Source organism: Candidatus Allofournierella merdavium, assembly GCF_944382735.1.
GTDB classification, from domain to species: domain Bacteria; phylum Bacillota; class Clostridia; order Oscillospirales; family Ruminococcaceae; genus Allofournierella_A; species Allofournierella_A merdavium.
This window is the reverse complement of the sequence record NZ_CALWND010000015.1, coordinates 20,223-42,840: the sequence shown is the minus strand read 5'-3', so window position 1 is coordinate 42,840 and position 22,618 is coordinate 20,223. Positions and strand designations below refer to the sequence as shown.

At 65.8% G+C, this 22,618-nt stretch carries 22 protein-coding genes and 1 pseudogene; 15 read left to right on the top strand and 8 right to left on the bottom strand.

The window, feature by feature from the left end:
- The first annotated feature begins 57 nt into the window (after positions 1–57).
- The gene (locus ACH2A7_RS11625; RefSeq protein ID WP_394962097.1) at positions 58–795 is read left to right on the top strand and encodes a YebC/PmpR family DNA-binding transcriptional regulator; all 738 of its coding nucleotides are present in this window, start codon (positions 58–60) and stop codon (positions 793–795) included.
- 93 nt (positions 796–888) lie between these two features.
- Entirely contained in the window at positions 889–2,517 is a 1,629-nt protein-coding gene (locus ACH2A7_RS11620; RefSeq protein WP_394962096.1) for a PASTA domain-containing protein, read from the top strand.
- 128 nt (positions 2,518–2,645) lie between these two features.
- Here the strand turns inward: ACH2A7_RS11620 and rpsR are convergent, their stop codons facing one another.
- The 4 genes from rpsR to ACH2A7_RS11600 form a co-directional block, all read right to left on the bottom strand.
- Positions 2,646–2,900, bottom strand: a complete 255-nt coding sequence (rpsR, locus tag ACH2A7_RS11615) for a 30S ribosomal protein S18 (RefSeq protein ID WP_394962095.1) — start codon at positions 2,898–2,900, stop codon at positions 2,646–2,648.
- Positions 2,901–2,931: 31 nt separating this feature from the next.
- Positions 2,932–3,396 (bottom strand): single-stranded DNA-binding protein, encoded by a 465-nt coding sequence (locus tag ACH2A7_RS11610; RefSeq protein WP_394962094.1) that lies wholly within the window; start codon positions 3,394–3,396, stop codon positions 2,932–2,934.
- Positions 3,397–3,408: 12 nt separating this feature from the next.
- Positions 3,409–3,693 (bottom strand): 30S ribosomal protein S6, encoded by a 285-nt coding sequence (rpsF, locus tag ACH2A7_RS11605; protein WP_394962093.1) that lies wholly within the window; start codon positions 3,691–3,693, stop codon positions 3,409–3,411.
- A 136-nt stretch (positions 3,694–3,829) separates the two neighbouring features.
- Complete coding sequence (locus ACH2A7_RS11600; protein WP_394962092.1) at positions 3,830–4,825, bottom strand: RING finger protein; 996 nt, start codon at positions 4,823–4,825, stop codon at positions 3,830–3,832.
- Positions 4,826–4,994: 169 nt separating this feature from the next.
- On the opposite strand from ACH2A7_RS11600, the gene prfB reads away from it, so the two are divergent.
- The 4 genes from prfB to ACH2A7_RS11580 all read left to right on the top strand — a co-directional run bounded on the left by prfB (position 4,995) and on the right by ACH2A7_RS11580 (position 10,615).
- Positions 4,995–6,116 carry a peptide chain release factor 2 gene (gene prfB, locus ACH2A7_RS11595; protein ID WP_394962091.1) on the top strand — a complete coding sequence of 374 codons (1,122 nt, stop codon included), beginning with the start codon at positions 4,995–4,997 and terminating at the stop codon, positions 6,114–6,116.
- A 170-nt stretch (positions 6,117–6,286) separates the two neighbouring features.
- Positions 6,287–7,120 (top strand): helix-turn-helix domain-containing protein, encoded by an 834-nt coding sequence (locus ACH2A7_RS11590; protein WP_394962090.1) that lies wholly within the window; start codon positions 6,287–6,289, stop codon positions 7,118–7,120.
- On the top strand, positions 7,104–9,668 hold the full coding sequence (locus tag ACH2A7_RS11585; RefSeq protein ID WP_394962089.1) for a heavy metal translocating P-type ATPase: 2,565 nt from the start codon (positions 7,104–7,106) through the stop codon (positions 9,666–9,668). The genes ACH2A7_RS11590 and ACH2A7_RS11585 overlap by 17 nt, the downstream gene beginning before the upstream one ends.
- Before the next feature lie 284 nt (positions 9,669–9,952).
- Complete coding sequence (locus ACH2A7_RS11580; protein WP_394962088.1) at positions 9,953–10,615, top strand: hypothetical protein; 663 nt, start codon at positions 9,953–9,955, stop codon at positions 10,613–10,615.
- Positions 10,616–10,856: 241 nt separating this feature from the next.
- On the opposite strand, the gene ACH2A7_RS11575 is transcribed toward ACH2A7_RS11580, so the two are convergent.
- From ACH2A7_RS11575 to ACH2A7_RS11565, 3 genes are read right to left on the bottom strand one after another with little or no spacing between them, the layout of a single operon-like run.
- Positions 10,857–10,985, bottom strand: coding sequence for a hypothetical protein (locus ACH2A7_RS11575; protein ID WP_394962087.1), 129 nt, complete (start codon positions 10,983–10,985; stop codon positions 10,857–10,859).
- Entirely contained in the window at positions 10,982–11,821 is an 840-nt protein-coding gene (locus tag ACH2A7_RS11570) for a P-loop NTPase (RefSeq protein WP_394962086.1), read from the bottom strand. The genes ACH2A7_RS11575 and ACH2A7_RS11570 overlap by 4 nt, the downstream gene beginning before the upstream one ends.
- A gap of 36 nt (positions 11,822–11,857) precedes the next feature.
- Positions 11,858–12,670, bottom strand: a complete 813-nt coding sequence (locus ACH2A7_RS11565) for a purine-nucleoside phosphorylase (protein WP_394962085.1) — start codon at positions 12,668–12,670, stop codon at positions 11,858–11,860.
- A 125-nt stretch (positions 12,671–12,795) separates the two neighbouring features.
- Here ACH2A7_RS11565 and ACH2A7_RS11560 point away from each other — a divergent pair, with 125 nt between their 5' ends.
- Positions 12,796–14,343, top strand: a complete 1,548-nt coding sequence (locus ACH2A7_RS11560; RefSeq protein ID WP_394962084.1) for a polysaccharide biosynthesis C-terminal domain-containing protein — start codon at positions 12,796–12,798, stop codon at positions 14,341–14,343.
- 61 nt (positions 14,344–14,404) lie between these two features.
- Here the strand turns inward: ACH2A7_RS11560 and mtaB are convergent, their stop codons facing one another.
- Positions 14,405–15,697 (bottom strand): tRNA (N(6)-L-threonylcarbamoyladenosine(37)-C(2))-methylthiotransferase MtaB, encoded by a 1,293-nt coding sequence (gene mtaB, locus ACH2A7_RS11555; protein WP_394962083.1) that lies wholly within the window; start codon positions 15,695–15,697, stop codon positions 14,405–14,407.
- A gap of 169 nt (positions 15,698–15,866) precedes the next feature.
- On the opposite strand from mtaB, the gene ACH2A7_RS11550 reads away from it, so the two are divergent.
- The 8 genes and pseudogenes from ACH2A7_RS11550 (at position 15,867) to der (ending at position 22,590) form a co-directional block, all read left to right on the top strand.
- Positions 15,867–17,039 (top strand): D-alanyl-D-alanine carboxypeptidase family protein, encoded by a 1,173-nt coding sequence (locus ACH2A7_RS11550; RefSeq protein ID WP_394962082.1) that lies wholly within the window; start codon positions 15,867–15,869, stop codon positions 17,037–17,039.
- A gap of 139 nt (positions 17,040–17,178) precedes the next feature.
- The gene (locus ACH2A7_RS11545) at positions 17,179–18,513 is read left to right on the top strand and encodes a glucose-6-phosphate isomerase (RefSeq protein WP_394962081.1); all 1,335 of its coding nucleotides are present in this window, start codon (positions 17,179–17,181) and stop codon (positions 18,511–18,513) included.
- A 66-nt stretch (positions 18,514–18,579) separates the two neighbouring features.
- Positions 18,580–18,987 (top strand): hypothetical protein, encoded by a 408-nt coding sequence (locus ACH2A7_RS11540; protein ID WP_394962080.1) that lies wholly within the window; start codon positions 18,580–18,582, stop codon positions 18,985–18,987.
- A gap of 118 nt (positions 18,988–19,105) precedes the next feature.
- On the top strand, positions 19,106–19,624 hold the full coding sequence (locus tag ACH2A7_RS11535) for a YceD family protein (RefSeq protein WP_394962079.1): 519 nt from the start codon (positions 19,106–19,108) through the stop codon (positions 19,622–19,624).
- Positions 19,625–19,638: 14 nt separating this feature from the next.
- Positions 19,639–19,821 carry a 50S ribosomal protein L32 gene (gene rpmF / locus ACH2A7_RS11530; protein ID WP_177521942.1) on the top strand — a complete coding sequence of 61 codons (183 nt, stop codon included), beginning with the start codon at positions 19,639–19,641 and terminating at the stop codon, positions 19,819–19,821.
- 51 nt (positions 19,822–19,872) lie between these two features.
- Positions 19,873–20,052 (top strand): annotated as a pseudogene (locus tag ACH2A7_RS11525) (PDZ domain-containing protein); the annotation flags it as partial.
- Between the two features lie 3 nt (positions 20,053–20,055).
- Positions 20,056–21,219, top strand: coding sequence for a DUF512 domain-containing protein (locus tag ACH2A7_RS11520; protein WP_394962104.1), 1,164 nt, complete (start codon positions 20,056–20,058; stop codon positions 21,217–21,219).
- A 39-nt stretch (positions 21,220–21,258) separates the two neighbouring features.
- Positions 21,259–22,590: a ribosome biogenesis GTPase Der gene (der, locus tag ACH2A7_RS11515; protein WP_394962078.1), complete on the top strand. Its 1,332-nt coding sequence runs from the start codon at positions 21,259–21,261 to the stop codon at positions 22,588–22,590.
- Positions 22,591–22,618 lie beyond the last annotated feature (28 nt).

Sequence of the window (22,618 nt, the reverse complement as noted above, 5' to 3'; positions counted from 1 at the left end):
GTTACAGGCAATTGTTTGGGCAAAAATGGCCCAAGATCTAATAGGAGGAATCCGAATATGTCCGGACACAGCAAATGGAACAACATCAAGCGCAAGAAGGAAAAGACCGACGGCCAGAAGGCGAAGATCTTCACCAAGGTGGGCCGTGAGATCGCGGTGGCGGTGCGCGCCGGCGGCGGTGACCCCAACTCCAACGGCAAGCTGCGGGACCTGATCGCCAAGGCCAAGAGCCTGAACGTGCCCAACGACAACATCCAGCGCATCATCAAGCGGGCCGAGGGCGGCGAGAAGGACAACTACGAGGCCATCACCTACGAAGGCTACGGCCCCTGCGGCGTGGCCATGATGGTGGAGACCCTCACCGACAACCGCAACCGCACCGCGGCTAACCTGCGCCACTACTTCGACAAGTTCGGCGGCAACCTGGGCAACATGGGCTGTGTGAGCTTTATGTTCACCCAGAAGGGCGTCATCGTGCTGGATGGCGAGGGCCTGGACGAGGAGAAGGTCATGGAGGACTGCTTCGACGCCGGCGCCGAGGACTTTGACATGGGCGACGACGTGGTGGAGGTCACCTGCGACCCGGACAAGTTCTCCGACGTGCGGCAGGCCCTGGAGGATAAAGGGTACAGCTTTATCTCCGCCGAGGTGGAGATGGTGCCCGCCACCACCACCGCCATCACCGACGAGGAGAACCAGAAACTGATGGCGAAACTGCTGGACGCGCTGGACGACGACGACGACGTGCAGAACACCTGGCACAACCTGGAAAACGAGGAGGACCTGGATCGCTGATCCGCCCCTCCGCGCCCGGCGCCTGTCCGTCCGCCCCGGTTCGGGTGACGGGCGGGCGCTTTCTATCATCGCGAACAAAGGAGGACGATGGCGATGGCCGACGTCATTCTCTGCCCCCACTGCCTTTCCCGGGTGGAGCCGGGCAAGGACCGGTGCCCCTTTTGTGACAAGAGCCTGCGGAACTCAAACCCCCCGGGCACGCTGCCCTTTGCCAGCCTGCTGGCCGGGCGCTACACCGTGGGACGGCACATCTTCACCGACGGCGAAGGCGTGATGTACGCCGCGCTGGAAAACAGCGGCGGCGTGCGGGTGATCCTGAAGGAATACTTCCCGGTGACCCTCAGCGAGGGGCGGGATGCCGCGGGTTCCATCCTGCCCAAGGAGGGCAAGGAGGTGCTGTTCAAGACCACCCGGATGGACTTTGCCGACCTGTACCGCAGCATCATGCGCATCACCCCGGCCACCGGCCTGGCCGCCGTGCTGGACGTGGTGGAGGCCAACAACACGGTGTATGCCGTGCTGGAGCAGGTGGGAGGCGAGACCCTGAGCCACTATCTCAGCGAGCATCCCGGCTGCATCCCGGCGGCCCAGGCGCGCAGCATGATGCAGGCGGTGATGGAGGGTGTGGCTGCCCTGCACAAGGCGGGGCTGGTGCACCGGGGCATTTCCCCGGAAAACATCCTGCTCACCGGCGGCGGCACCGCCCGGCTGTGCGGCTACGGTACACTGGGCCTGCGCACCGAGGGCGGGGAGTTGAAAAGCCAGCTGTACGAGGGATACTCCGCCCCCGAACAGTACTCCGCCGCCGAGTTCGAGGGCCGTTATACCGACGTGTACGGCCTGGCCGCGGTGTTCTACCGCCTGGTCACCGGCCAGGCGCCGGTGAGCGCCCGGCAGCGGCTGGTGAGCGACAGCCTGCCGGCTGCGCGGCAGCTGGAGCCGTCGGTACCGGGGCACGTGTCCGCCGTGCTGGAGGGCGCCCTGGAACTGGACCCCGCCCAGCGCATCCAGAATGTGCCGGAACTGATGGGCGCGCTGATGAGCGAGCGGGCGGCGGAGAGCCTGAGCCATCCCACCGGCCGGGAGTGGGCGGTCAGCGGCAAAAGCCTTTTGGCGGGCAGTCTGGTGGTCATCGCGGTGCTCTTCGCGCTGCTCTTGTGGAGCATCCTGGGCCGGGAGAGCGGTCAGCCCGTCACCAGCACCAGCCAGCCGGCCAGCAGCGAGACGCCGGAGGCGGTGCTGGTGCCCGACTTCACCGGCTACACCTACAGCCAGCTGCAGAGCGATCCGCAGTTCAGCGCCAACTATCGCTTTGCCATCACCGCCCAGGAATACAGTTCCGATTACGCGCAGGGAGTGGTGATCCGCCAGACCCCGGAGGAGGGCACCACCACCACCGAGACGCAGCCCCTGATCGAACTGGTCATCAGCAAGGGGCCGGAAAAGGTGGAGATGCCCAACATCATCGGTTTCACCCGGGAGAGCGCCGAGAAGGAGCTGGCGGCCAGCAACATCAAGGCCAGCTTCTTTATGATCGAGAACAACGGCGACTACGCCAGCGACTGCGTGGTGCGCACCGATGTGGAGGCGGGCACATTCATCGACGTGAACGAGGTGACGGTGAACGTCTACATCGCCAAGGAGCGGGTGGTCATCAATCCGCCCGAGGCGACGCCGGCGCCCACGCCTTCCCCGGCCCCCACGCCCGCGCCCGGTACCTGAGTTGCAAACAGCCCGGCAGGAGGAAACTCCTGCCGTGCTGCCTTTATCCGGGAAAAGATGGGCAGGCCGCCGGCCCGAACGACAAAAAGCGCCCCCGCCCAAGGGGGCGGGGGCGCCGGGAGTGAACATCAATCGCTCACATAGGGCATCAGGGCAACGTGACGGGCGCGCTTGATGGCGACGGTCAGCTCCCGCTGATGGAAGGCGCAGGTGCCGGTCACGCGGCGGGGAATGATCTTCGCACGCTCGCTGACATACTTGCGCAGGCGGGCAACATCCTTGTAGTCGATGTGCTCAATGCGGTCTACACAAAAGCTGCAGACCTTCTTGCGGCCGCGGCGCACGGGGCGCTGGGGCCGGCCTTCGGTCTTCTCAAAAGCCATGGCTGGTTACCTCCTGTCAGAATTCGATTCGTTAGAACGGAAGATCCTCGCCGTCGTCGATCACAGCAAAATCCTCGTTGCTGCCGGCGGAGTAGGTGGGGGCCTCCTGGGCCGCCTCGCGGGGAGCTTCCTGCCGGGGCGCGTAGCTGCCGGCGCCGGAGCCGGTGTTGCCGCTGGACTTGCTGCCGGCGAAATGAACGTTGTCGGCCACGATCTCAAACGCCTTGCGGTTGTTGCCGTTCTTGTCCTGATAGGTCCGGGTCTGGATCGAGCCGTTCACGGCGATCAGCGAACCTTTCTGGAAATACTTGCAGACGAACTCGGCGCTGGAACGCCAGCAGACGATGTCGATGAAATCGGCCTGCCGCTGTTCACCCTGACGCACAAAGCTGCGATCCACCGCAATGGTGAAGGTGGTCACGCTCACGCCCTGGGGGGTGTGGCGCAGTTCCGGGTCGGCCACCAGCCGGCCCATCAAAGCTACAACATTCAGCATGGGTTGGCCTCCTTATTCGGCTTCGGCCACGATCATCGTGCGAAGAACGCCGTCGGTGATCTTGTAAACGCGATCCAGCTCGGCGGGGAACGCGGGCTCGCTGGTGAACTTGATCACCGTGTACACGCCTTCTTCCTCGTCGTTGATGGGGTAGGCCAGGCGGCGTTTGCCCCACTCGTCAACAGAATCGATGGTACCATTCGCCTCGATCAGGGTCTTGAACTTGCCCACCAGAGCGGCGGAAGCCTCCTCGTCGAGGGCGGCGCTGGTAACCAGCATGGTCTCGTACTTTGCCATTTCTGTGCACCTCCTTTTGGACATATGGCCCCTTGCGGGGCAAGGATAGCCACCCTTTTAAAGGGCAGCAATTTATTATACCAATCAAAGCGGCGGCTGTCAACCGCTGTTTGACGGGTTTTCGGGGTTTTTTGCGTCAGACCGCCATGCCCGCCAGCGGGGTGGCCATCAGGGGCGCCAGCGCGGTGAAGGAGAGCACGAAGTAAATCCCCAGCACCACCGACAGGCTCACCACCAGGGCGGTGAGGCTCACGCCGCCCGCCCTGGCCAGAGCGGCGGGCGCTGTGGCGGAGTCGCAGCTTTGCAGCACGCGGGCGATGCGCTGCTCACCGATGCGCCGGTACCAGTACACGGCAAGCAGCCCCTCCAGGAACTGAATGGCGAGATTCACCACCCGCAGCACGTTCAGCACCTGGGAGAAGAGATCCAGGTCGAGCCCTGCCACCAGCGGGCTGCCGCCCAGCACCATAAACTGAATCAGCTGGGGGATGTAGGCAAACAGCACGTCGGTGGCCAGGAACACGGCCGCGGGCAGCCACATCTTGCGGTAGAAGAAATAGAAGGGCCCGAAGAAGAATGCCGAGAAGGACACCGCCAGCTTCTGACCGGTCACAGCCATCCGCTTGAAATTCATCAGGTAATAGCCGGCGTTGGGGCCGAGAAAGGCCGCCCAGTCCCGCGCCTTCACGCCGCCCAGATCGTCCTCCGGATGCAGCTGGCCCATGGCGGCCTGGGGGCTTTGAAAGGGGTCCGGCCGGGGCGCGGTCTGCGGCCCGTAGGAGGCCGGCCCGTAAGAGGGGGCCGGGCCGCCGGGAGCGTACCGGGGGCCGCCGGCGCGCAGCGGCGCGCCGCAGCTCTCACAGAACAGCCCCCCCGCCGAGTTCATCGCCCCGCAGGCGGGACAGGGGATCTCCGCCCCCGCGCCGGGCCCGCCGTCCCGGCCCGGCATCTCGCCGGGGGCGGGCTTCCACTCGAAGCCGGCGCCGTGCCGGTCGGCAAACAGGCAGCCGGCGTTTTTCTGATAGCAGGCGCGGTGGTAGGGCGTGCCGCACTCGGGGCAGACCACCAGGTCGTCCCCCTCGGCAAAAGGCTGCTGGCAGACAGGGCACTTGCAGCCGGTGTAATCAGCCATAAAAACTCCTTTTCGCCGGCCCGGTGGCCGGCAGACGGTATTTGATGCTATTGTAGCGCAAACAGGGGCAAAATGCAAATGGGGCGGAGGGCAAAACCCTTTACTTTGCGCCGGGTTTCGGCTATACTACTATGGGATATGTTTAGAGCACACAGAAGGGAATTGCGATATGATCACCATTGACGAACTGAAAATGCAGATGGGCGAGCACCGGCAGGCCGTGGCGGAACTGGGCGACGCGCTGGCCATCGACGCCAGCGAAAAGCGGGTGGCCGAGCTGGAGCACAAGATGACCATGCCCGGCTTTTACGACGACACCGAGGCCAGCGGCAAGGTGTTCAGCGAGATGAGCGCGCTCAAGGGCAAGCTGGAGCGGTACGCCAAACTCAAGACCCTGTGCGACGACGCGGACACCATGGTGCTGCTGTGCGAGGAGGAGAACGACCCCTCCCTCATCCCCGAGGCGGAGGAGTCGGTGAACGCGGTGGCGAAAGCCGTGGAGGAGCTGCAGCTCATCACCCTGCTCAGCGGCCAGTATGACAAGAACAACGCCATCCTCACCTTCCACGCGGGCACCGGCGGCACCGAGGCCCAGGACTGGGCGGACATGCTCTTCCGGATGTACAACCGCTGGGGCGTTGCCCACGGCTTCAAGGTGAGCACCCTGGATTACCAGGACGGCGACGAGGCCGGCCTCAAGAGCGCCTCCATCCTGGTGGAGGGCCCCAACGCCTACGGCCTGCTGAAGGGCGAGAACGGGGTGCACCGGCTGGTGCGCGTCTCTCCCTTCGACAGCCAGAGCCGCCGTCAGACTAGCTTTGCCAGCCTGGAGGTCATGCCCGAACTGGACGACAGCATCCAGGTGGAGATCCGCCCCGAGGACATCGAGATGCAGGTCTACCGCTCCTCCGGCGCGGGCGGCCAGCACATCAACAAGACCTCCAGCGCGGTGCGCCTGATCCACAAGCCCACCGGCATCGTGGTCAGCTGCCAGACCGAGCGCAGCCAGTTCCAGAACCGGGACACCGCCATGAAGATGCTGGCCTCCAAGCTGTACCAGATCAAGGAACAGGAGCATCTGGACAAGATCAGCGACATCAAGGGCGTCCAGAAGGAGATCGCCTGGGGCCATCAGATCCGCAGCTATGTGTTCATGCCCTACACCCTGGTGAAGGACCACCGCACCGGCTACGAGAACGGCAACGTGCAGGCGGTGATGGACGGCGATCTGGACGGCTTCATCAACGCCTACCTGAAGGCCGCCAGCAAGGGCGAACTGCAGGACACCTGATCAAACCGCAGAGCCAACGGCGGCGCGGGCTGAGTTTCAGCCCGCGCCGTTTTTTGCTACACGATTCAAATAATGGTTGAAAAAATCATCCACCGGTTTGAAGGCGGCTCCATTGTGCCCCGGCGGGGGCTGTGGTAAGATGGGAAAGGAACGAAAGGGGCGTGACGGGCATGAACACCATCGGCGAGACGGTGCAGCGGCTGCGGCGGGCGAAGGGCCTGACCCAGGGGCAGCTGGCGGCGCAGCTGGGGGTCAGCAGCGCGGCGGTGAGCAAGTGGGAGACCGGCGGCGCGCTGCCGGACGTGGCCCTGCTCTGCCCGCTGGCCCGGGCGCTGGGCTGCAGTGCCGACGAGCTGCTGGGCTTTCGGCCGGAGCTCACTGGCGAGGAGATCGACGCGCTGTGCAATGCGGCGCGGGAGATGTTCGCCGGCGGCGACTGGCGCGGCGCGCTGGAATACTGCCGCCGGCGGCTGCGGGAGTACCCCGGTGACCTGACGCTGCGGTTCCGGCTGGGCTTTCTGCTGGCGGGCTTCGGGGATAAGACCGATGACGAGGCGGCCCGCGCGCAGCTGCGGGACGCCGCCGCCGAGGCCTTTGAGCGGGCGGTGGAACTGCCCGACGAGGAGCAGCGCCGCGCCGCCTGGCGGATGCTGGCGAAACTCTACGCCGACCGGGAACAATACGACCGGGCGCTGGCGGCGCTGGGCAACCTGCCCAGCTGCAACCAGGAGGGGCTGGGCCTGCGGGCGGACATCCTGCGGCGGATGGGCGACCTTGCCGGGGCCGCCCGTCTGGAGGAGAGCGCCCTGGCCGCCCAGCTGGCCGCACTGGACCACACCCTCACCAGCTTTGCCGCCACCCGGCGGGCTCAGGGCCAGGCCGCGGAGGCGGAACGGCTGGAGGGGCAGGCCCGAAAACTGAAGGAACTGTTCGGCGCGCCCGCCCCGCAGGCGGGCTGCTGCTGTGCATGCGAAGGAGAACCAAGGGATGAAACAGAAATTTGACGTCACCGGCATGAGCTGCGCCGCCTGCTCGGCGGCGGTGGAGCGGGCGGTGAACAAGCTGGAGGGCGTGGAGACGGCCCAGGTGAACCTGCTGGCCAACTCCATGCAGGTGGAATACGACGACGCCGCCGTGAGCGAGGCGGACATCTGCGCCGCGGTGGAAAAGGCGGGCTACGGCGCCTGCCCGATGGCCCAGGCGGGCAGTGCCTCCCCCGCCAAGGCGGCCCCGGCGGGGGAGGACCCCGCCGAGGCGGAGCTGCGCTGGATGAAAAAACGGCTGGCGGTGTCGCTGGCCTTCCTCATCCCGCTGATGTACATCTCCATGGGGCACATGATGGGCCTGCCGCTGCCCGCCTTCTTCCACGGGCGGGAGGGCGCGGTGGCCTTTGCTCTCACCCAGTTTCTGCTGGTGCTGCCCATCCTGTATGTGAACCGCAAGTTCTATTCCGCCGGCTTTAAGAGCCTGTGGCACCGCAGCCCCAACATGGACAGCCTCATCGCCCTGGGCAGCGCCGCGGCGGTGGTCTACGGCCTGTTCGCCCTCTACCGCATCGGCTGGGGCCTGGGCACGGGGGACCTGGCGCTGGTGGACCGCTACCGCATGGACCTCTACTTTGAGTCGGCGGGCACCATCCTCACCCTCATCACCCTGGGCAAGTTTCTGGAGGCCCGGGCCAAGGGCCGCACCGGCGCCGCCATCCGCGCCCTGATGGATCTGGCGCCGGACACCGCGCTGGTGCTGCGGGGTGGCGTGGAGACCGAGATCCCCGCCGGGGAAGTGGCCGTGGGGGACACGGTGGTCATCAAGCCGGGCATGCGCATCCCGGTGGACGGCACGGTGCTCACCGGCCTTTCCAGCGTGGACGAATCCGCCGTCACCGGCGAGAGCATCCCGGCGGAAAAGGCCCCGGGCGCGCGGGTCATCGCCGCCTCCATCAACCGGGCGGGCAGCTTCACCTTCCGGGCGGAAAAGGTGGGGCAGGACACCACCCTCGCCCAGATCATCGCCCTGGTGCAGGACGCCGGCGCCACCAAGGCCCCCATCGCCAAGCTGGCGGACAAGGTCAGCGGCGTGTTCGTGCCGGTGGTCATCGCCATCGCCCTTGTTGCTTTTGGCGTCTGGCTGGCCCTGGGGCAGACGATGGAGTTCGCCCTGGCCCGTGCCATCTCGGTGCTGGTCATCAGCTGCCCCTGCGCCCTGGGCCTGGCCACCCCGGTGGCCATCATGGTGGGCACGGGAAAAGGCGCCCGGATGGGCATCCTGTATAAAAACGCCGAGGCGCTGGAGAACGCCCACAAGATCGACACCGTGGTGCTGGACAAGACCGGCACCATCACCGAGGGCCGGCCCGTCGTCACCGACCTGCTGCCCGCACCCGGTGTGGACAAACAGCAGCTGCTGCGGCTGGCCGCCGCGCTGGAAAAGCCCAGCGAGCACCCGCTGGCGGAGGCCATCCTGGCCGCCGCGAAGGAGGTGGCTCTGCCCGAGACACAGCAGTTCGAAGCCCTGCCCGGCCGGGGCGTGCGGGCCGTGGTGGAGGGCCGGCAGTGCCTTGCGGGCAACCTGCGGCTGATGGAGGAGCAGGGGGTGGACACCGCCTGGGCGGCCCCCGAGGCCGAGCGGCTGGCACAGGAGGGCAAAACGCCCCTCTACTTTGCCGCCGAGGGTAAACTGCTGGGGCTGGTGGCCGCCGCCGACCCGGTGAAGCCCACCAGCGCCGCCGCCGTCCGGGAATTGCAGGCCATGGGCCTTTCGGTCATCATGCTTACCGGCGACAACGCCCGCACCGCCGAGGCCATCCGGGCGAAGCTGGGCATCGGGCAGGTGGTGGCCGAGGTGCTGCCCCAGGACAAGGAGGCTCAGGTGCGCGCCCTGCAGCAGCAGGGCAGGCGGGTGGCCATGGTGGGCGACGGCATCAACGACGCGCCGGCCCTGGTGCGGGCGGACGTGGGCGTCGCCATCGGCGCGGGCACCGACGTGGCCATCGACAGCGCCGACGTGGTGCTGATGAAGAGCGACCTGTGGGACCTGGTGAACGCCCTGCGCCTCTCCCGGGCCACCATCCGCAACATCCGGGAGAACCTGTTCTGGGCCTTCTTCTACAACAGCATCGGTATCCCGGTGGCGGCGGGGGCTCTTTACAGCCTCGGGCTGGTGCTCAACCCCATGATCGGGGCCGCCGCCATGAGCCTTTCCAGCGTGTGCGTGGTGTCCAACGCGCTGCGGCTCAACTTCTTCCAGCCGAAACAGGCCGACGCGCCCGAGGGCGCGCCGCGCCTGCCGCAAAATAACGAATCCTGCGCCGCACCGGCGCAGCCGAAAGGAGAACCTGCCATGACTGAAAAGACCATTCACATCGAGGGCATGGCCTGCGGCCACTGCACCGCCCGGGTGGAGAAGGCGCTGGCCGCGGTGGCCGGCGTGGCTTCCGCCAAGGCCGACCTGGAGGGTAAGTGCGCCAAGGTCACCCTGTCCGCTCCGGTGGAGGACGCGGCCCTCACCGCCGCCGTCACCGACGCGGGCTACGAAGTGACCGGCGTGGAATAAAGCGCGGAACAAACAGAACAGCCGCAGGTCATCCAGGGCGATGATCTGCGGTTGTTTTTGTTGCGGACGCTTTTGCGAAAGGGAATGAGGCCCCTGCCCAAAAGCGCTTGCGTTCTGGGGCATGCCGCCAGCGGAACGGTGCGAGAGGCGCGTGCCGCCGTTGCGTGCTGTTATATGCCCGCAGAGTGAATTTGAAAATATTTCCCGGCTCTCTTATATGTTTCGGGAGTTGTGCCGATAAAAATACAGGAGATATGTTTTGAAGAAAAGCGAGGAATGCAGCTATGATCGGTTCCATCGGAATGATGCCTTTGAATGACAGAACGCTCCGCACATCCCACAAAAACGCGGCCAACACCCCCAATACGGCCGATGCCTCCCAACTGAAAACCGTGAGTTGGAGCGAGGTCGTGAACGGCACCGCGCCAACGGCCAGCATTGTGGTGCCCAGGGACGAGGAGGATCGGGCGGCCATGAACGCGTATTTCGCGGACTACTTTGCCCGCAACCCCGGCACCCATGAAGAACAGCCCGATCTGGATGAGACCATGACCTCCGGGGAATGGAAGGCTCTGGCGGAAAAGTACGATCCCCGCTCCATGACCCGGGCGCAGTACGACGCGTTTCTGGATGACCTGCGGGAGATGGGGGCCATCAACGCCGAGGACCTGCAGATCCTGGGCCACTCGGCCTATCAGGGGATGGTGAAACTCACGGCGGAAAACGCCTTCAGCTGCACCACCCTCAACTGGGAGGACCTGCCCGCCGGAGGCTTCGTGCCCAAGTTTGAGCATGGCGCCAGCCGGGTCGATCTCTGGGCCTGGGCGCAGGAGGAAAAGTCGTGGAAGGTCTACGACGAGGAGCGGAACAACTGGGTCCCCTCCCACAAGGCGGAGGCTTTTGAACAGATTTACGACATTCTCCAAAGGATGCGGGCATACGGCTGAGCCTTTGCTCCGGAGAACGAGAACAAACAGCTTTGCGCTGTAACCAGTAAAAAAAGCCCTCGTGCCATGGCACGAGGGCTTTTTTTACTGGTTGGCCCCGCTCCAAAAGTGCGGGGACCGCGGCGGACCGCTCTGCGCGGCGCCGCAGCGCCCGGCCGTTCCCGGGGACGGAAGCGCCGCCGCATGCGGCCGCGCGCTCAAAAAGGGGGCTGTGCCGGAACACAGCCCCGCCCGTTTCGTTTTACAGGAACGCCTGCCAGCTGAAAACGGCCAGGCCGAACACCACCGCCAGCACCACCAGCCAAGTGATCACCAGCAGGGGGCTGAGCCCCTGGCGCAGCTGCCGCCACAGGCCGGGACGCTTTTTCATTGCGCGTCACCCAGCAAGGCCTGTACCGCGTCCGCCGCGCCGCTCAGCGCGTCGGTCACATAGGTCTCGATGGCGCCGCCGTCGGCGCAGGCGGTCAGCTGCGGGTCCAGCGGCATCTTCGCCAGCACCTTCACGCCGAACTTTTGGGCAGTCTCTTCCAGATGGCTGTCGCCGAAGACGGAGATCTTTTTGCCGCAGTCGGGGCAGACCAGGTAACTCATGTTCTCCACCACGCCCAGGATGGGGATGTTCATCATCTGGGCCATCTTCACGGCCTTGCCCACGATCATGCTCACCAGTTCCTGCGGGCTGGTCACCACCACAATGCCGTCCACCGGCAGGGTCTGGAACACGGTCAGGGGCACGTCGCCGGTTCCCGGAGGCATGTCCACGAACAGGAAGTCCACATCCTTCCAGATGACCTCCTGCCAGAACTGCTTCACCGCCCCGGCAATCACCGGCCCGCGCCACACCACCGGGTCCTCCTCGTTTTCCAGCAAAAGGTTCACGCTCATCACGTCGATGCCGGTGCGGCTCTGGATGGGCCAGATGCCGTTTTCATCCCCCAGCGCCCGGCCGTGGATGCCGAAGAGCTTGGGGATGGAGGGGCCGGTGATGTCGGCGTCCAGCACGCCCACCCGGTAGCCCCGGCGGCGCATCTCCACCGCCAGCAGGGCGCTGGTCATGCTCTTGCCCACGCCGCCCTTGCCGCTCACCACGCCGATGACCTTTTTGATGCTGCTCAGCTGGTGGGGCGGTTCGTGAAAGTCCTGGGGGTTCTGGCGGCTGGCGCAATTGGCGGAACAGCTGCTGCAATCATGGGTGCATTCGCTCATTGGCTTTTCCTCTCCTTTATCTCGCGGAACGACGGGTCACAGCCGCGCCACCACGCCCTGCACCAGGCCCTGCAGGACCTGGGCGCGCCGGTCGGCGATGGCGATGACCTCCTCGCCCGAAAGCTTCTTCTTTTCAATGCCCTCCGCCATGTTGGTGATCAGGCTGATGGCCAGCACCGGCAGGCCGCAGTGGCTGGCGGCGATCACCTCGGGCACGGTGCTCATGCCCACCGCGTCGGCACCCAGGGTGCGGAAGGCGCGGATCTCCGCCGGGGTCTCATAGCTGGGGCCCATATAGCCCAGATACACGCCGGTGCGCACCTGGATGCCCTGCTGGGCGGCCACCTCCAGCGCCAGCTGGCGCAGCGCGGGGGTGTAGGCGAAGGTCATGTCGCAAAAGCGGGGGCCCACCGCCTCGTCGTTGGGGCCGGTGAGGGGGTTGCGGCCCATAAAGTTGATGTGGTCCTCGATGACCATCAGGTCGCCCACCGCAAAGTCCAGGTTCACGCCCCCGGCGGCGTTGGTGAGGATGAGCGCCCCGATGCCCAGCTCCTTCATCACCCGCACGGGGAAGACGATGTCCTCCATGGAGTGCCCCTCGTAAAAGTGCAGCCGGCCCTGCATGCACAGCACCTGTTTGCCCGCCAGCAGCCCGGCCGCAAAGCGCCCGGCGTGGCCCGGCGCGGTGGACACCGCAAAGCCCGGGATCTCGGCATAGGGGATGTACACCGGGTTTTCCAGCCGGTCTGCAAGGCCGCCCAGGCCGCTGCCCAGCACCAGCCCCACCTGGGGCGCGGCGGGCAGCCTCTCCCGCAGGAAGGCGGCCGCCTGTCGGATCGTTTCGATCATACAAAAACCTCCTGTTGTAGTCCTCTTAATAGTAGCACAAACCGGCGGGGAAGAAAAGGTGGCGGGGCATACTTTTTGCCGCCGTGCGCATAAGAATGGAGCGAGACAAACAGGGGGGCGGATCCATGGCCGGTGTGCGCAGTTATCTGAAAAACGCGGCGATCCTCACGGTCACCGGCCTGGGCCTGCGGGCGGCGGGCATGGTGCTGCGGGTGTACATCGCGGGGCTGCTGGGAGCCGAGGGGATGGGCCTTTATCAGCTGATCTTCACGGTCTACGGCATGAGCATCACCGCCGCCACGGCGGGCATCTCGGTGGCTGCCACCCGCCTGGCCGCCGAGGAACTGGCCCGCCCGGTGCCCGCCCGGGCCGCCGGCGTGATGGCCCGGCTGACACACCTGGCGCTGTGGCTGGGCCTTGCCGCGGGGGCGGCCCAGGGGGCTCTGGCGCAGCCGCTGGCCCGCCTCGCTTTGGGGGACGCGCGCGCCGCCCTGAGCCTGCTGGTGCTGGCCCCCAGCCTGCCCTTCATGGCATTGGCGGCGGTGTACAAGGGGTATTTCTTCGCCCGGCAGCGGGTGGGCCCCGGGGTGAAAAGCCAGGTCTTTGAGCAGGCGGTGCGCATCGCCATGGCGGCGGCGGTGCTGCCGGCGGCGGGCGCGTGGGGCGCGCAGTACGCCTGTGCCGCGCTGGTGGCGGGCAACACCGTCAGCGAGGCGCTGGCCTGCCTGCTGCTTTGGCACGACTGCCGCAAAGATGCCCGCCGCCTGTTCGGCGATGTGCACCCCGTTCCCCCGCCGGACACCGGCGGGCGCATCCGGCACATCCTGCTGCCGGTGGAGGGAGGCCGCTGCCTGGACAGCGCCCTCCACACGGCGGAGAATATGCTGGTGCCCGCCTGTCTGCTGGCCTTTCTCGGCAGCCGGGCGGAGAGCCTGGCCCAGTTTGGCGCGCTCAAGGGCATGGCCATGCCGGTGCTGCTCTTTCCCTTCTCCTTTTTAACGCCGCTGGCCACCCTGCTGCTGCCGGAGATCACCCGGGCGCACATCCTGGGCCAGCGCCGCACGCTGGAGACGCTGGTGGGCCGCATCATGCTGTTCACCAACCTGTTTTCGGTGCTGGCGGGCGGGCTCATCGCCCTGAACGCGGCGCCGCTGGCGCGCCTGCTCTACCACGACGAGAGCGTGGGCCTTTACCTGCTGGTGCTGGCCCCGGTGCTGCCCGGGATGTATCTGGACGCCATGGGCGACTCCATCCTCAAGGGCCTGGGGGAGGAGGTGGCCACCTTCCGCTTCAGCCTCTGGGACTCGGTGCTGCGCATCGCGCTGGTGCTGCTGCTCATGCCCCGCCTGGGCATGGCGGGTTTTTTGGCGGTGATGTGGGCCTCCAACGTGACCTCGGCGCTGCTGAACATCTTCCGCATCCGCAAGGTCACCGGCATCCGCACACGGTGGTTCGAGTGGTTTTTCCAGCCGGCGCTGCTTTTTGCCGCGGCGGCGGCTTTGGGGCAGACCTTGGTGCGCATCGCGGCCCCGGCGGGCGATCTGTGGCAGGTGGCGTGCAGCGGTGCGGCCACCGGCGGGCTGTTCTGCCTCTTTCTGCTGCCCCTGGGGGCGGGGCGTCAGCTGCGGGAGGTGCTGGCCGCCCGCCGCGCCCCGGCGGGAAACCGGCAATAACGATAATAAGCGGCGCCTTCCCTCCACGCCAAAGGGAAAGCGCCGCTTTCTGTCTGTTCCGTCAAAGGGCCTCGGCCCGGGCGCGCTCGCCGTCCCAGTCCAGCAGTCGCACCGGCAGGATCTGCCCCGCCGCCGCGCCGGGGGCCTTCACCGCCACCGGCAGATACAGCCGGGTGTAGCCGGTGAAAAGGCTGGCGCTCAGCGGCTTTTCCAGCAGCACGGTGTCCTCGCTGCCCGCCATTGCCCGGGCAAGGTCGTTTCGCACCGCGTCCGCCGCCGTCTGCATCCGGTGCACCCGGTCGGCCTTCTCCGCCTCGGTGAGCTGGTCGGGGAAATCCGCCGCCGGCGTGCCCGCCCGGCGGGAGTAGGGGAACACATGCACCTTCAAAAAGCGCTGGGCCTGCACGAAGGCCAGGCTCTCGCAGAACTCCTCCTCCGTCTCGCCGGCAAAGCCCACGATCACGTCGGTGGTGAAGCTGGCCGCGCCGCCGTAGGCCGCCCGCAGCTTTTCCACCACCCGGGCGTACTCGTCGGCGGTGTACACCCGGCGCATCCGCCGCAACGTGGCGGTGCAGCCGCTCTGCAGCGAGAGGTGGAACTGGGGGCACAGCTGAGGCACCGCCGCCATCCGGGCGATGGACTCGTCGTCCAGCAGGTCCGGCTCAAGGCTCCCCAGCCGGATGCGCTGGATGCCCTCCACCTTGGCCGCGGCCTCGATCAGGCTCACGAGATCGGTGCCGGTGTCTTTGCCGTAGCTGGGCAGGTTGATGCCGCTGAGCACCACCTCTTTATAACCGGCGGAGGCCAGCGCCGCCAGTTCCGCCAGCACACTGGCCTCGCTGCGGCTGCGGCTGGCGCCCCGGGCCCGGGGGATGACGCAGTAGGCGCAGCGGCGGTTGCAGCCGTCCTGCACCTTGATGAAGGCCCGGGTGTGGCCCTCGAAACTCTCCATGGGCAGTTCCTCGAACCGCTCGCCCTTCTCGTGGGCGCGCACGTCCACCACCCGCTCGCCGCTGTCCAGCGCTTTCTGGATGTCCTCCAGCATGGCGGCCCGGCCCACGTTGCCCACCACCACGTCCGCTTCCTCCAGGCCCGCGGCCTCCTCGGGAAACGCCTGGGGGTAGCAGCCCGCCAGCACCGTCACCGCGTCCGGGTTGCGGCGCTTGGCCCGCCGCAGCCACTGGCGGCTCTTCTTGTCGCCCCCGGCGGTGACCGTGCAGCTGTTCACCACATAGACGTCCGCCGCCTCGCCCTCGGCCGCGAGGGTATAGCCCCGGCGCAAAAACAGCTGCTCCAGCGCCCCGGTCTCGTTCTGGTTCACCTTGCAGCCCAGGGTGTAAAAGCTCACGCGCATGAATGTGTCTCCTTTGCAAAACGCCGAAAACGGCGGGTGTTCTGGGCCTATTATACGGCCCGGCGGGCAAATTCGCAAGGGCGCGGGGCTATATCTCCCCCCGGGCGGCATATACATACCATAGACAAAACCGGCCCCCGGGCCTGTGAAAAGAGAGGAAGATGTCTTTATGCTGAAAAAAAGACTGCTGGCCCTGGCGCTGTGCCTGGTGCTGGCGGCGGCGATGTGTCTGCCCGCCTCGGCCGAGACGCTCTCCACCGGGCGCTTTGCCCTGCCCGACTTCGACGTGCCCTGCCGCGCCGCGCTGCTGATCGACCTGTCCAGCGGCACGGTGCTCTATGAAAAGGAGCCGGACACCCCCATGCCCATCGCCTCCATCACCAAGGTGATGACCCTGCTGCTCACCTTTGAGGCCATCGAGGCGGGGAAGGTGAGCCTGCAGGACACGGTGCCCGTCTCCGACCACGCCTACAACATGGGCGGCAGCCAGATCTGGCTGGAGCCGGGGGAGACCTTCACCCTGGACGAGATGATCAAGGCCATCTGCGTGTCCAGCGCCAACGACGCGGCGGTGGCGGTGGCGGAGTTCATCGGCGGTTCGGAGCCGGCTTTTGTGGAGCAGATGAACCAGAAGGCCGCGGCGCTGGGCATGGCGAACACCACCTTTAAAAACGCCTGCGGGCTGGACGAGGAGGGGCACCTGTCCACCGCCCGGGACGTGGCCATCATGAGCCGGGAGATGCTGCTGAAACACCCGCAGATCACCGGGTACACAACGATCTGGATGGACACGCTGCGGGGCGGCACCACCCAGTTGCTCAACACCAACAAGCTGCTCAAGCGCTACCAGGGCATCACCGGCCTCAAGACCGGCACCACCAGCGGCGCGGGGGTGTGCATCTCCGCCAGCGCCAGCCGGGACGGCCTTGACCTGCTGGCGGTGGTGCTGGGGGCGGCGTCCAGCGGCGAGCGGTTCGACGCCGCCACCGCCCTGCTGGACTACGGCTTTGCGAATTTTGAAAACGCCGCCGCCCCCGCGCCGGAAAACGCCCCGGCCAGCCTGCCGGTGACCGGCGGCGCCCGGGAGACGGTGGGCCTGCGCTACGCGGCGCCCGAAAAGCTGCTGGTAAAAAAAGGGGAGGGCGCGTCCCTCTCCGCCGTGCTGGAACTGCCCCAGACCCTCGCCGCCCCGCTGGCCGAGGGGCAGCAGGTGGGCACGGTGACGGTGTATTCCGGCGAGACGGCGCTGGGCGCCTGGCCGGTCACGGCGGCTGAAGAGGTGCAGCCCATGACGGCGCGCCTGGGGTTTGAGCGGCTGCTGAGCGCGCTGATCGCCCTCTGATTTTTTGGCAAATCCCGGCCTGCCCACCTTGACTTTATACGGGCAAAACGGTATAGTTATTACAAACAAACACCCGGCTTTTGCCGCCCGGACAGACAGCCCCGGCGGCGGGCCGGGCAAGAGGACGGGAGAGCATAACATGAGCGTGAAATTCAACGGAAAACACCTGAAGGGCTTTGTGAACGAGGGCGAGTGGGGCGCCATCTGGCCCCAGGTGGAAACGGCCCACAAACTGTTGGAGGAGCGCACCGGCCCCGGCAACGATTTTCTGGGCTGGGTGGATCTGCCCGTCAACTACGACAAGGAGGAGTTCGCCCGCATCAAGGCCGCGGCGGCCAAGATCCGCTCGGATTCCGACGTGCTGGTGGTCATCGGCATCGGCGGCTCCTACCTGGGCGCCCGTGCCGCCATCGAGGCCATCAAGGGCCAGATGTACAACTGCACCTGCAAGGATACGCCCCAGATCTTCTTCGCCGGCAACTCCATCTCGCCGGCTTATCTGAACGACATCCTGGCCTGCTGCGAGGGCAAACGGGTGAGCGTGAACGTGATCTCCAAGTCCGGCACCACCACCGAGCCGGCGCTGGCCTTCCGGGTCTTCAAAAAGTACCTGGAGGACCGCTATGGCAAGGAGGAGGCCAAAAACCGCATCTACGCCACCACCGACAAGACCCGCGGTACCCTGAAACAAGAGGCGGACGAGGAGGGCTGGCCCACCTTTGTGGTGCCCGACGACGTGGGCGGCCGCTACTCGGTGCTCACCGCCGTGGGCCTTCTGCCCATCGCCTGCGCCGGCTGCGACATCGACCGGCTGATGCAGGGCGCGGCGGACGCCCGGGCCGAGTATTCCGCCTGCACGCCGGACAACGACTGCTACAAATACGCCGCCGCCCGCAACATTCTGTACCGCAAGGGCAAGAGCGTTGAATTGATGGCCGCCTACGAGCCAAACTTTACCATGATGAACGAGTGGTACAAGCAGCTTTACGGCGAGAGCGAAGGCAAGGACAACAAGGGCCTGATGCCCACCAGCGTGATCTTCTCCACCGACCTGCACAGCATGGGCCAGTTCGTCCAGGAGGGCAGCCGCATTATGTTCGAGACGGTGGTGAACATCGCCGCCCCCGCGAAGGACCTGTTCATCGAGGAGGACGCCGAGAACCGGGACGGGCTGAACTTCCTGGCCGGCCAGAACATGAGCGTGGTGAACCAGAAGGCGATGCAGGGCACCGTGCTGGCCCACACCGACGGCAACGTGCCCAACATCCTGCTGGAGGTGCCCGGCCTTTCCGAGTACGACCTGGGCTGGCTGATCTACTTCTTCGAGCGGGCCTGCGCCATCAGCGGCTATATGCTGGGCGTGAACCCCTTCGATCAGCCCGGCGTGGAGAGTTACAAGAAGAACATGTTCGCGCTGCTGGGCAAGCCCGGCTACGAGGACCGCAAGGCCGAACTGGAAGCGAAGCTGCAATAACACATGAGCCGTATGGGCGCGGGCCCATTCGTCCGCGTCCTGAAAAATAAAGGAGGTACCCTCTATATGATTAAACTGATCGTTGGCACCAAAGGCACCGGCAAGACCAAGACGATGATCGAGCACATCAATGCCGTGACCAAGAGCACCGCCGGCAACGTGGTCGTGCTTGAGAAGTCCATGCAGCTGACCTACGACATCGACCATGCCGCCCGCCTGGTGGACCTTGACGGATACGGCATCAGCGGTTACGAGATGCTTTATGGTTTTGTGGCGGGCGTACTGGCCGGCAATTACGATATCACCGAGCTGTTCATCGACGGCATCATGAAGACCTGCAATCACGACCTGGCCGGCCTGGGCGCGTTCCTGGCCAAGGTGGAGGGCCTGGCCGCCACCGCCGGCACCAACGTGACCATCACCATCTCCGCGGCGGCCGAGGACCTGCCCGAAGACGTGAAGAAGTACCTGTAAGGCGCGCAGAGGTGCGTTTGGGGCGGGGGTCAAAAAAATGGCCCCCGCTTTAAAATTATGTGTTGACAAAGAAGGGCGCATTGGATATAATAGTTAGGCGGTCTTTTTGAGGTGAAGTATGCATTTTGACCTGAAACAGTTCCTGCGCACCGGGCGCGTGCCCTACACGGCGGCGCTGGAATGCGACCTTTCCGGTTGGGACTGGCCGGGCTATGAACCGGTCGGGCCGGTCACCGGCGAGTTTGGCGCCGCGCTGGACGAAAACGGCAAAGCGCAGCTGCATCTTGCCCTCCAGGCTGAGGTGACCGCCCCCTGCGCGCGGTGCCTTGCGCCCGCGTCCTGCTCGTGCAGCATCCAGCGGCACTGGTCCGTGGGCCAGGCCGATCTCGAAAGCGACGAGCTGGAACTTCCCATCAGCGAACAGGGCGTGCTTGACATTGACGAGCTCGCCTTTCAGGAACTGGTGCTGGAGTTCCCCACCGTGCTGCTTTGCAGCCCGGATTGTCAAGGGCTATGCCCCGTTTGCGGACAACCCAAAGCGGCAGGCTGTTCCTGCTGTACGGCAGAGGCCGAAACGCCTGCCGCAAACCAAGGGCTTGCTATATTAAAACAACTGCTAAGCGAAGATTCACATTAGAGGAGGTGCTTAAAATGGCAGTACCCAAGAGAAAGGTTTCCAAGGCACGGCGCGACAAGCGTCGCTCCTCTGTGTGGAAGCTGGAGGCCCCCGCTCTGGTCAAATGCAGCCAGTGCGGCGAGTACAAGCTCCCCCATCAGGTATGCGGCAACTGCGGCTACTACAAGGGCAAGGAAATCGTCAAGAAGGAAGCGTGATCCGCTTCCCGCAGAAGTAAGGGGAGGGCAGCGCCTTCCCCTTTTTCTTTTGAAATCCGGCAGAAAGGCGGCAAGAAGGAAATGGCGGTTCGCATCAAAAGTGTGGACAAGGGCTCGGCGGCGGAAAAACTGGGCCTGCGTGCCGGCGACACCCTGCTCAGCGCCGACGGCAACGAGATCAACGACATGCTGGACTACCAGTTCTACACCTCCGGCCCTTCGCTGCGCCTGGCGGTGCAGCGGGGCGGGAAGCTGGAATACCTGCAGGCGGAGAAGGGGGAGTATGAGCCCTTCGGCTGTGAGTTTGAGACCTATCTGATCGACAAAAAGCACTCCTGCGCCAACCACTGCATGTTCTGCTTCATCGACCAGATGCCCAAGGGCCTGCGGGAAACGCTCTATTTCAAGGACGACGACGAGCGCCTCTCCTTTCTGTTCGGCAACTATATCACCCTCACGAACCTCTCCGAGCGGGAGGCCGAGCGCATCGTCAAGATGCACATCTCGCCCATCAACATCTCGGTGCACACCACCGACCCGGACCTGCGGGTGCGGATGATGGCCAACAAGAACGCGGGGCGGGTGCTGGAGTATCTGGACCGGTTTGCCCAGGCGGGCATCCAGATGAACTTTCAGCTGGTGCTCTGCCGGGGCATCAACGACGGCGCGGCGCTGGAGAAAACGCTGAGCGATCTGTGCCGGCTGTACCCGGCGGCGGCCAGCATCGCCGCGGTGCCCAGCGGGCTGACCCGCTACCGCAAGGGCCTCTACCCGCTGACGGCCTACGACGCGGCCTCCAGCCGCGAGGTGCTGGACATCCTGGAGCGCTGGGGCAACCGCTGCAAGGAGCAGTACGGCTGCCGGCTGGTGTATCCCGGCGACGAGTGGTACCTCTGCGCCGGGCGGCCCGTGCCGCCGGACGCTTTTTACGAGGATTATCCCCAGCTGGAAAACGGGGTGGGGATGTGGCGGCTGTTCCACGAGGAGTTTTTCGAGGAACTGCGCGCCCACCGGCCCCGCTGGCCGGTGCTGCCCCGCAAAATGGATCTGGTCACCGGCACGCTGGCGGCGCCCCTCATCGGCCAGGCGGCCGATGCGCTGAGCCGGCGCTACCCCCAGGTGCGGCTGACGGTGTACCCGGTGCGCAACGATTTTTTCGGCGGCAACGTGAGCGTGACCGGCCTTGTCACCGCCACCGACATCGTGGCCCAGTGCAAGGGGAAATTGAAAAGCCGGCATCTGGGCGTGCCCGAGGTGATGCTGCGGGACGAGAAGGACCGCTTTCTGGACGACTGGACCATCCCCAGGCTGGAAAAGGCCCTGGGGGTGAAGGTGCACCTGCTGCCCTGCGGCGGCGGGGCGCTGGCCCGGGCGCTGCTGGGCTTCCGGCTGTCGTAAAGCGCACCCATCCCAACCGACGAACGGAGGCGAAACAATATGGGAAAACCCATCGTGGCAGTGGTCGGCCGCCCCAATGTGGGCAAATCGACCCTGTTCAATAAACTGGTCGGCCAGCGGCTGGCCATCGTGGAGGACACCCCCGGCGTCACCCGGGACCGCATCTTCGGCGAGTGCGAGTGGCAGAACCGGGAATTTCTGCTGGTGGACACCGGCGGCATCGACCCCAACGAGGCGGACGGCATCCTGGCCCACATCCGCCAGCAGGCCCAGGTGGCCATCGACGCGGCGGACTGCATCATCATGGTCACCGACATCAACGCCGGCGTCACCGCCCAGGACCGGGACGTGGCCGCCATGCTCATGCGCAGCGGCAAGCCGGTGGTGCTGGCGGTGAACAAGTGCGACAAGGTGGGCGAGCCGCCGCTGGAACTCTACGATTTTTACAGCCTGGGGCTGGGCGAGGTGTTCCCGGTGTCCAGCGTGCACGGCCACGGCACCGGCGATCTGCTGGACGCGGTGTGCGCCCACCTGCCCGACGCCCAGGACGGCGCCGAGGAGGACGAGCGCATCACCGTGGCGGTGATCGGCCGGCCCAACGTGGGCAAATCCAGCCTGGTGAACTACATCCTGGGCGAGGAGCGGATGATCGTGGCCAACGAGGCCGGCACCACCCGCGACGCCATCGACAGCCGGGTGGACAACCAGTACGGCAGCTTTGTCTTCACCGACACCGCCGGCCTGCGCAAGCGGGGCAAGGTGGAGAGCGGCGTGGAGCGCTACAGCGTGTTGCGCAGCCTGGCGGCGGTGGAGCGCAGCCGGGTGTGCGTGATTATGATCGACGCGGTGGAGGGCTTCACCGAGCAGGACAGCAAGGTGGCCGGCTACGCCCACGAGCAGGGAAAGGCCTGCATCATCGCGGTGAACAAGTGGGACGCGGTGGAAAAGGACGACAAGACCATGGACGCCGTGCGCAAGAAGCTGATGAACGACTTCAGCTTCATGAGTTACGCGCCCATCATCTTCATCAGCGCCAAGACCGGGCAGCGGGTGGACCGGCTGTTCCAGCTCATCAAGTATGTGGACGAGCAGAACGCCCTGCGGGTGACCACCGGCATGCTCAACGAGCTGCTGGCCCGGGCCACCGCCCGGGTGCAGCCCCCCAGCGACAAGGGCCGGAGGCTGAAGATCTACTACATGACCCAGATCTCCACCCGCCCGCCCACGTTTGTGTGCTTTGTGAACCGCAAGGACCTGTTCCACTTCTCCTACCAGCGCTACATCGAGAACCAGATCCGGGAGACCTTCGGGCTGGAGGGCACCCCCGTGCGGCTGATCGTCCGCGAGCGGGGCGACGGCAGCACCAAGTGATGCCCGCGCATCAACGCAAAGGAGGGTG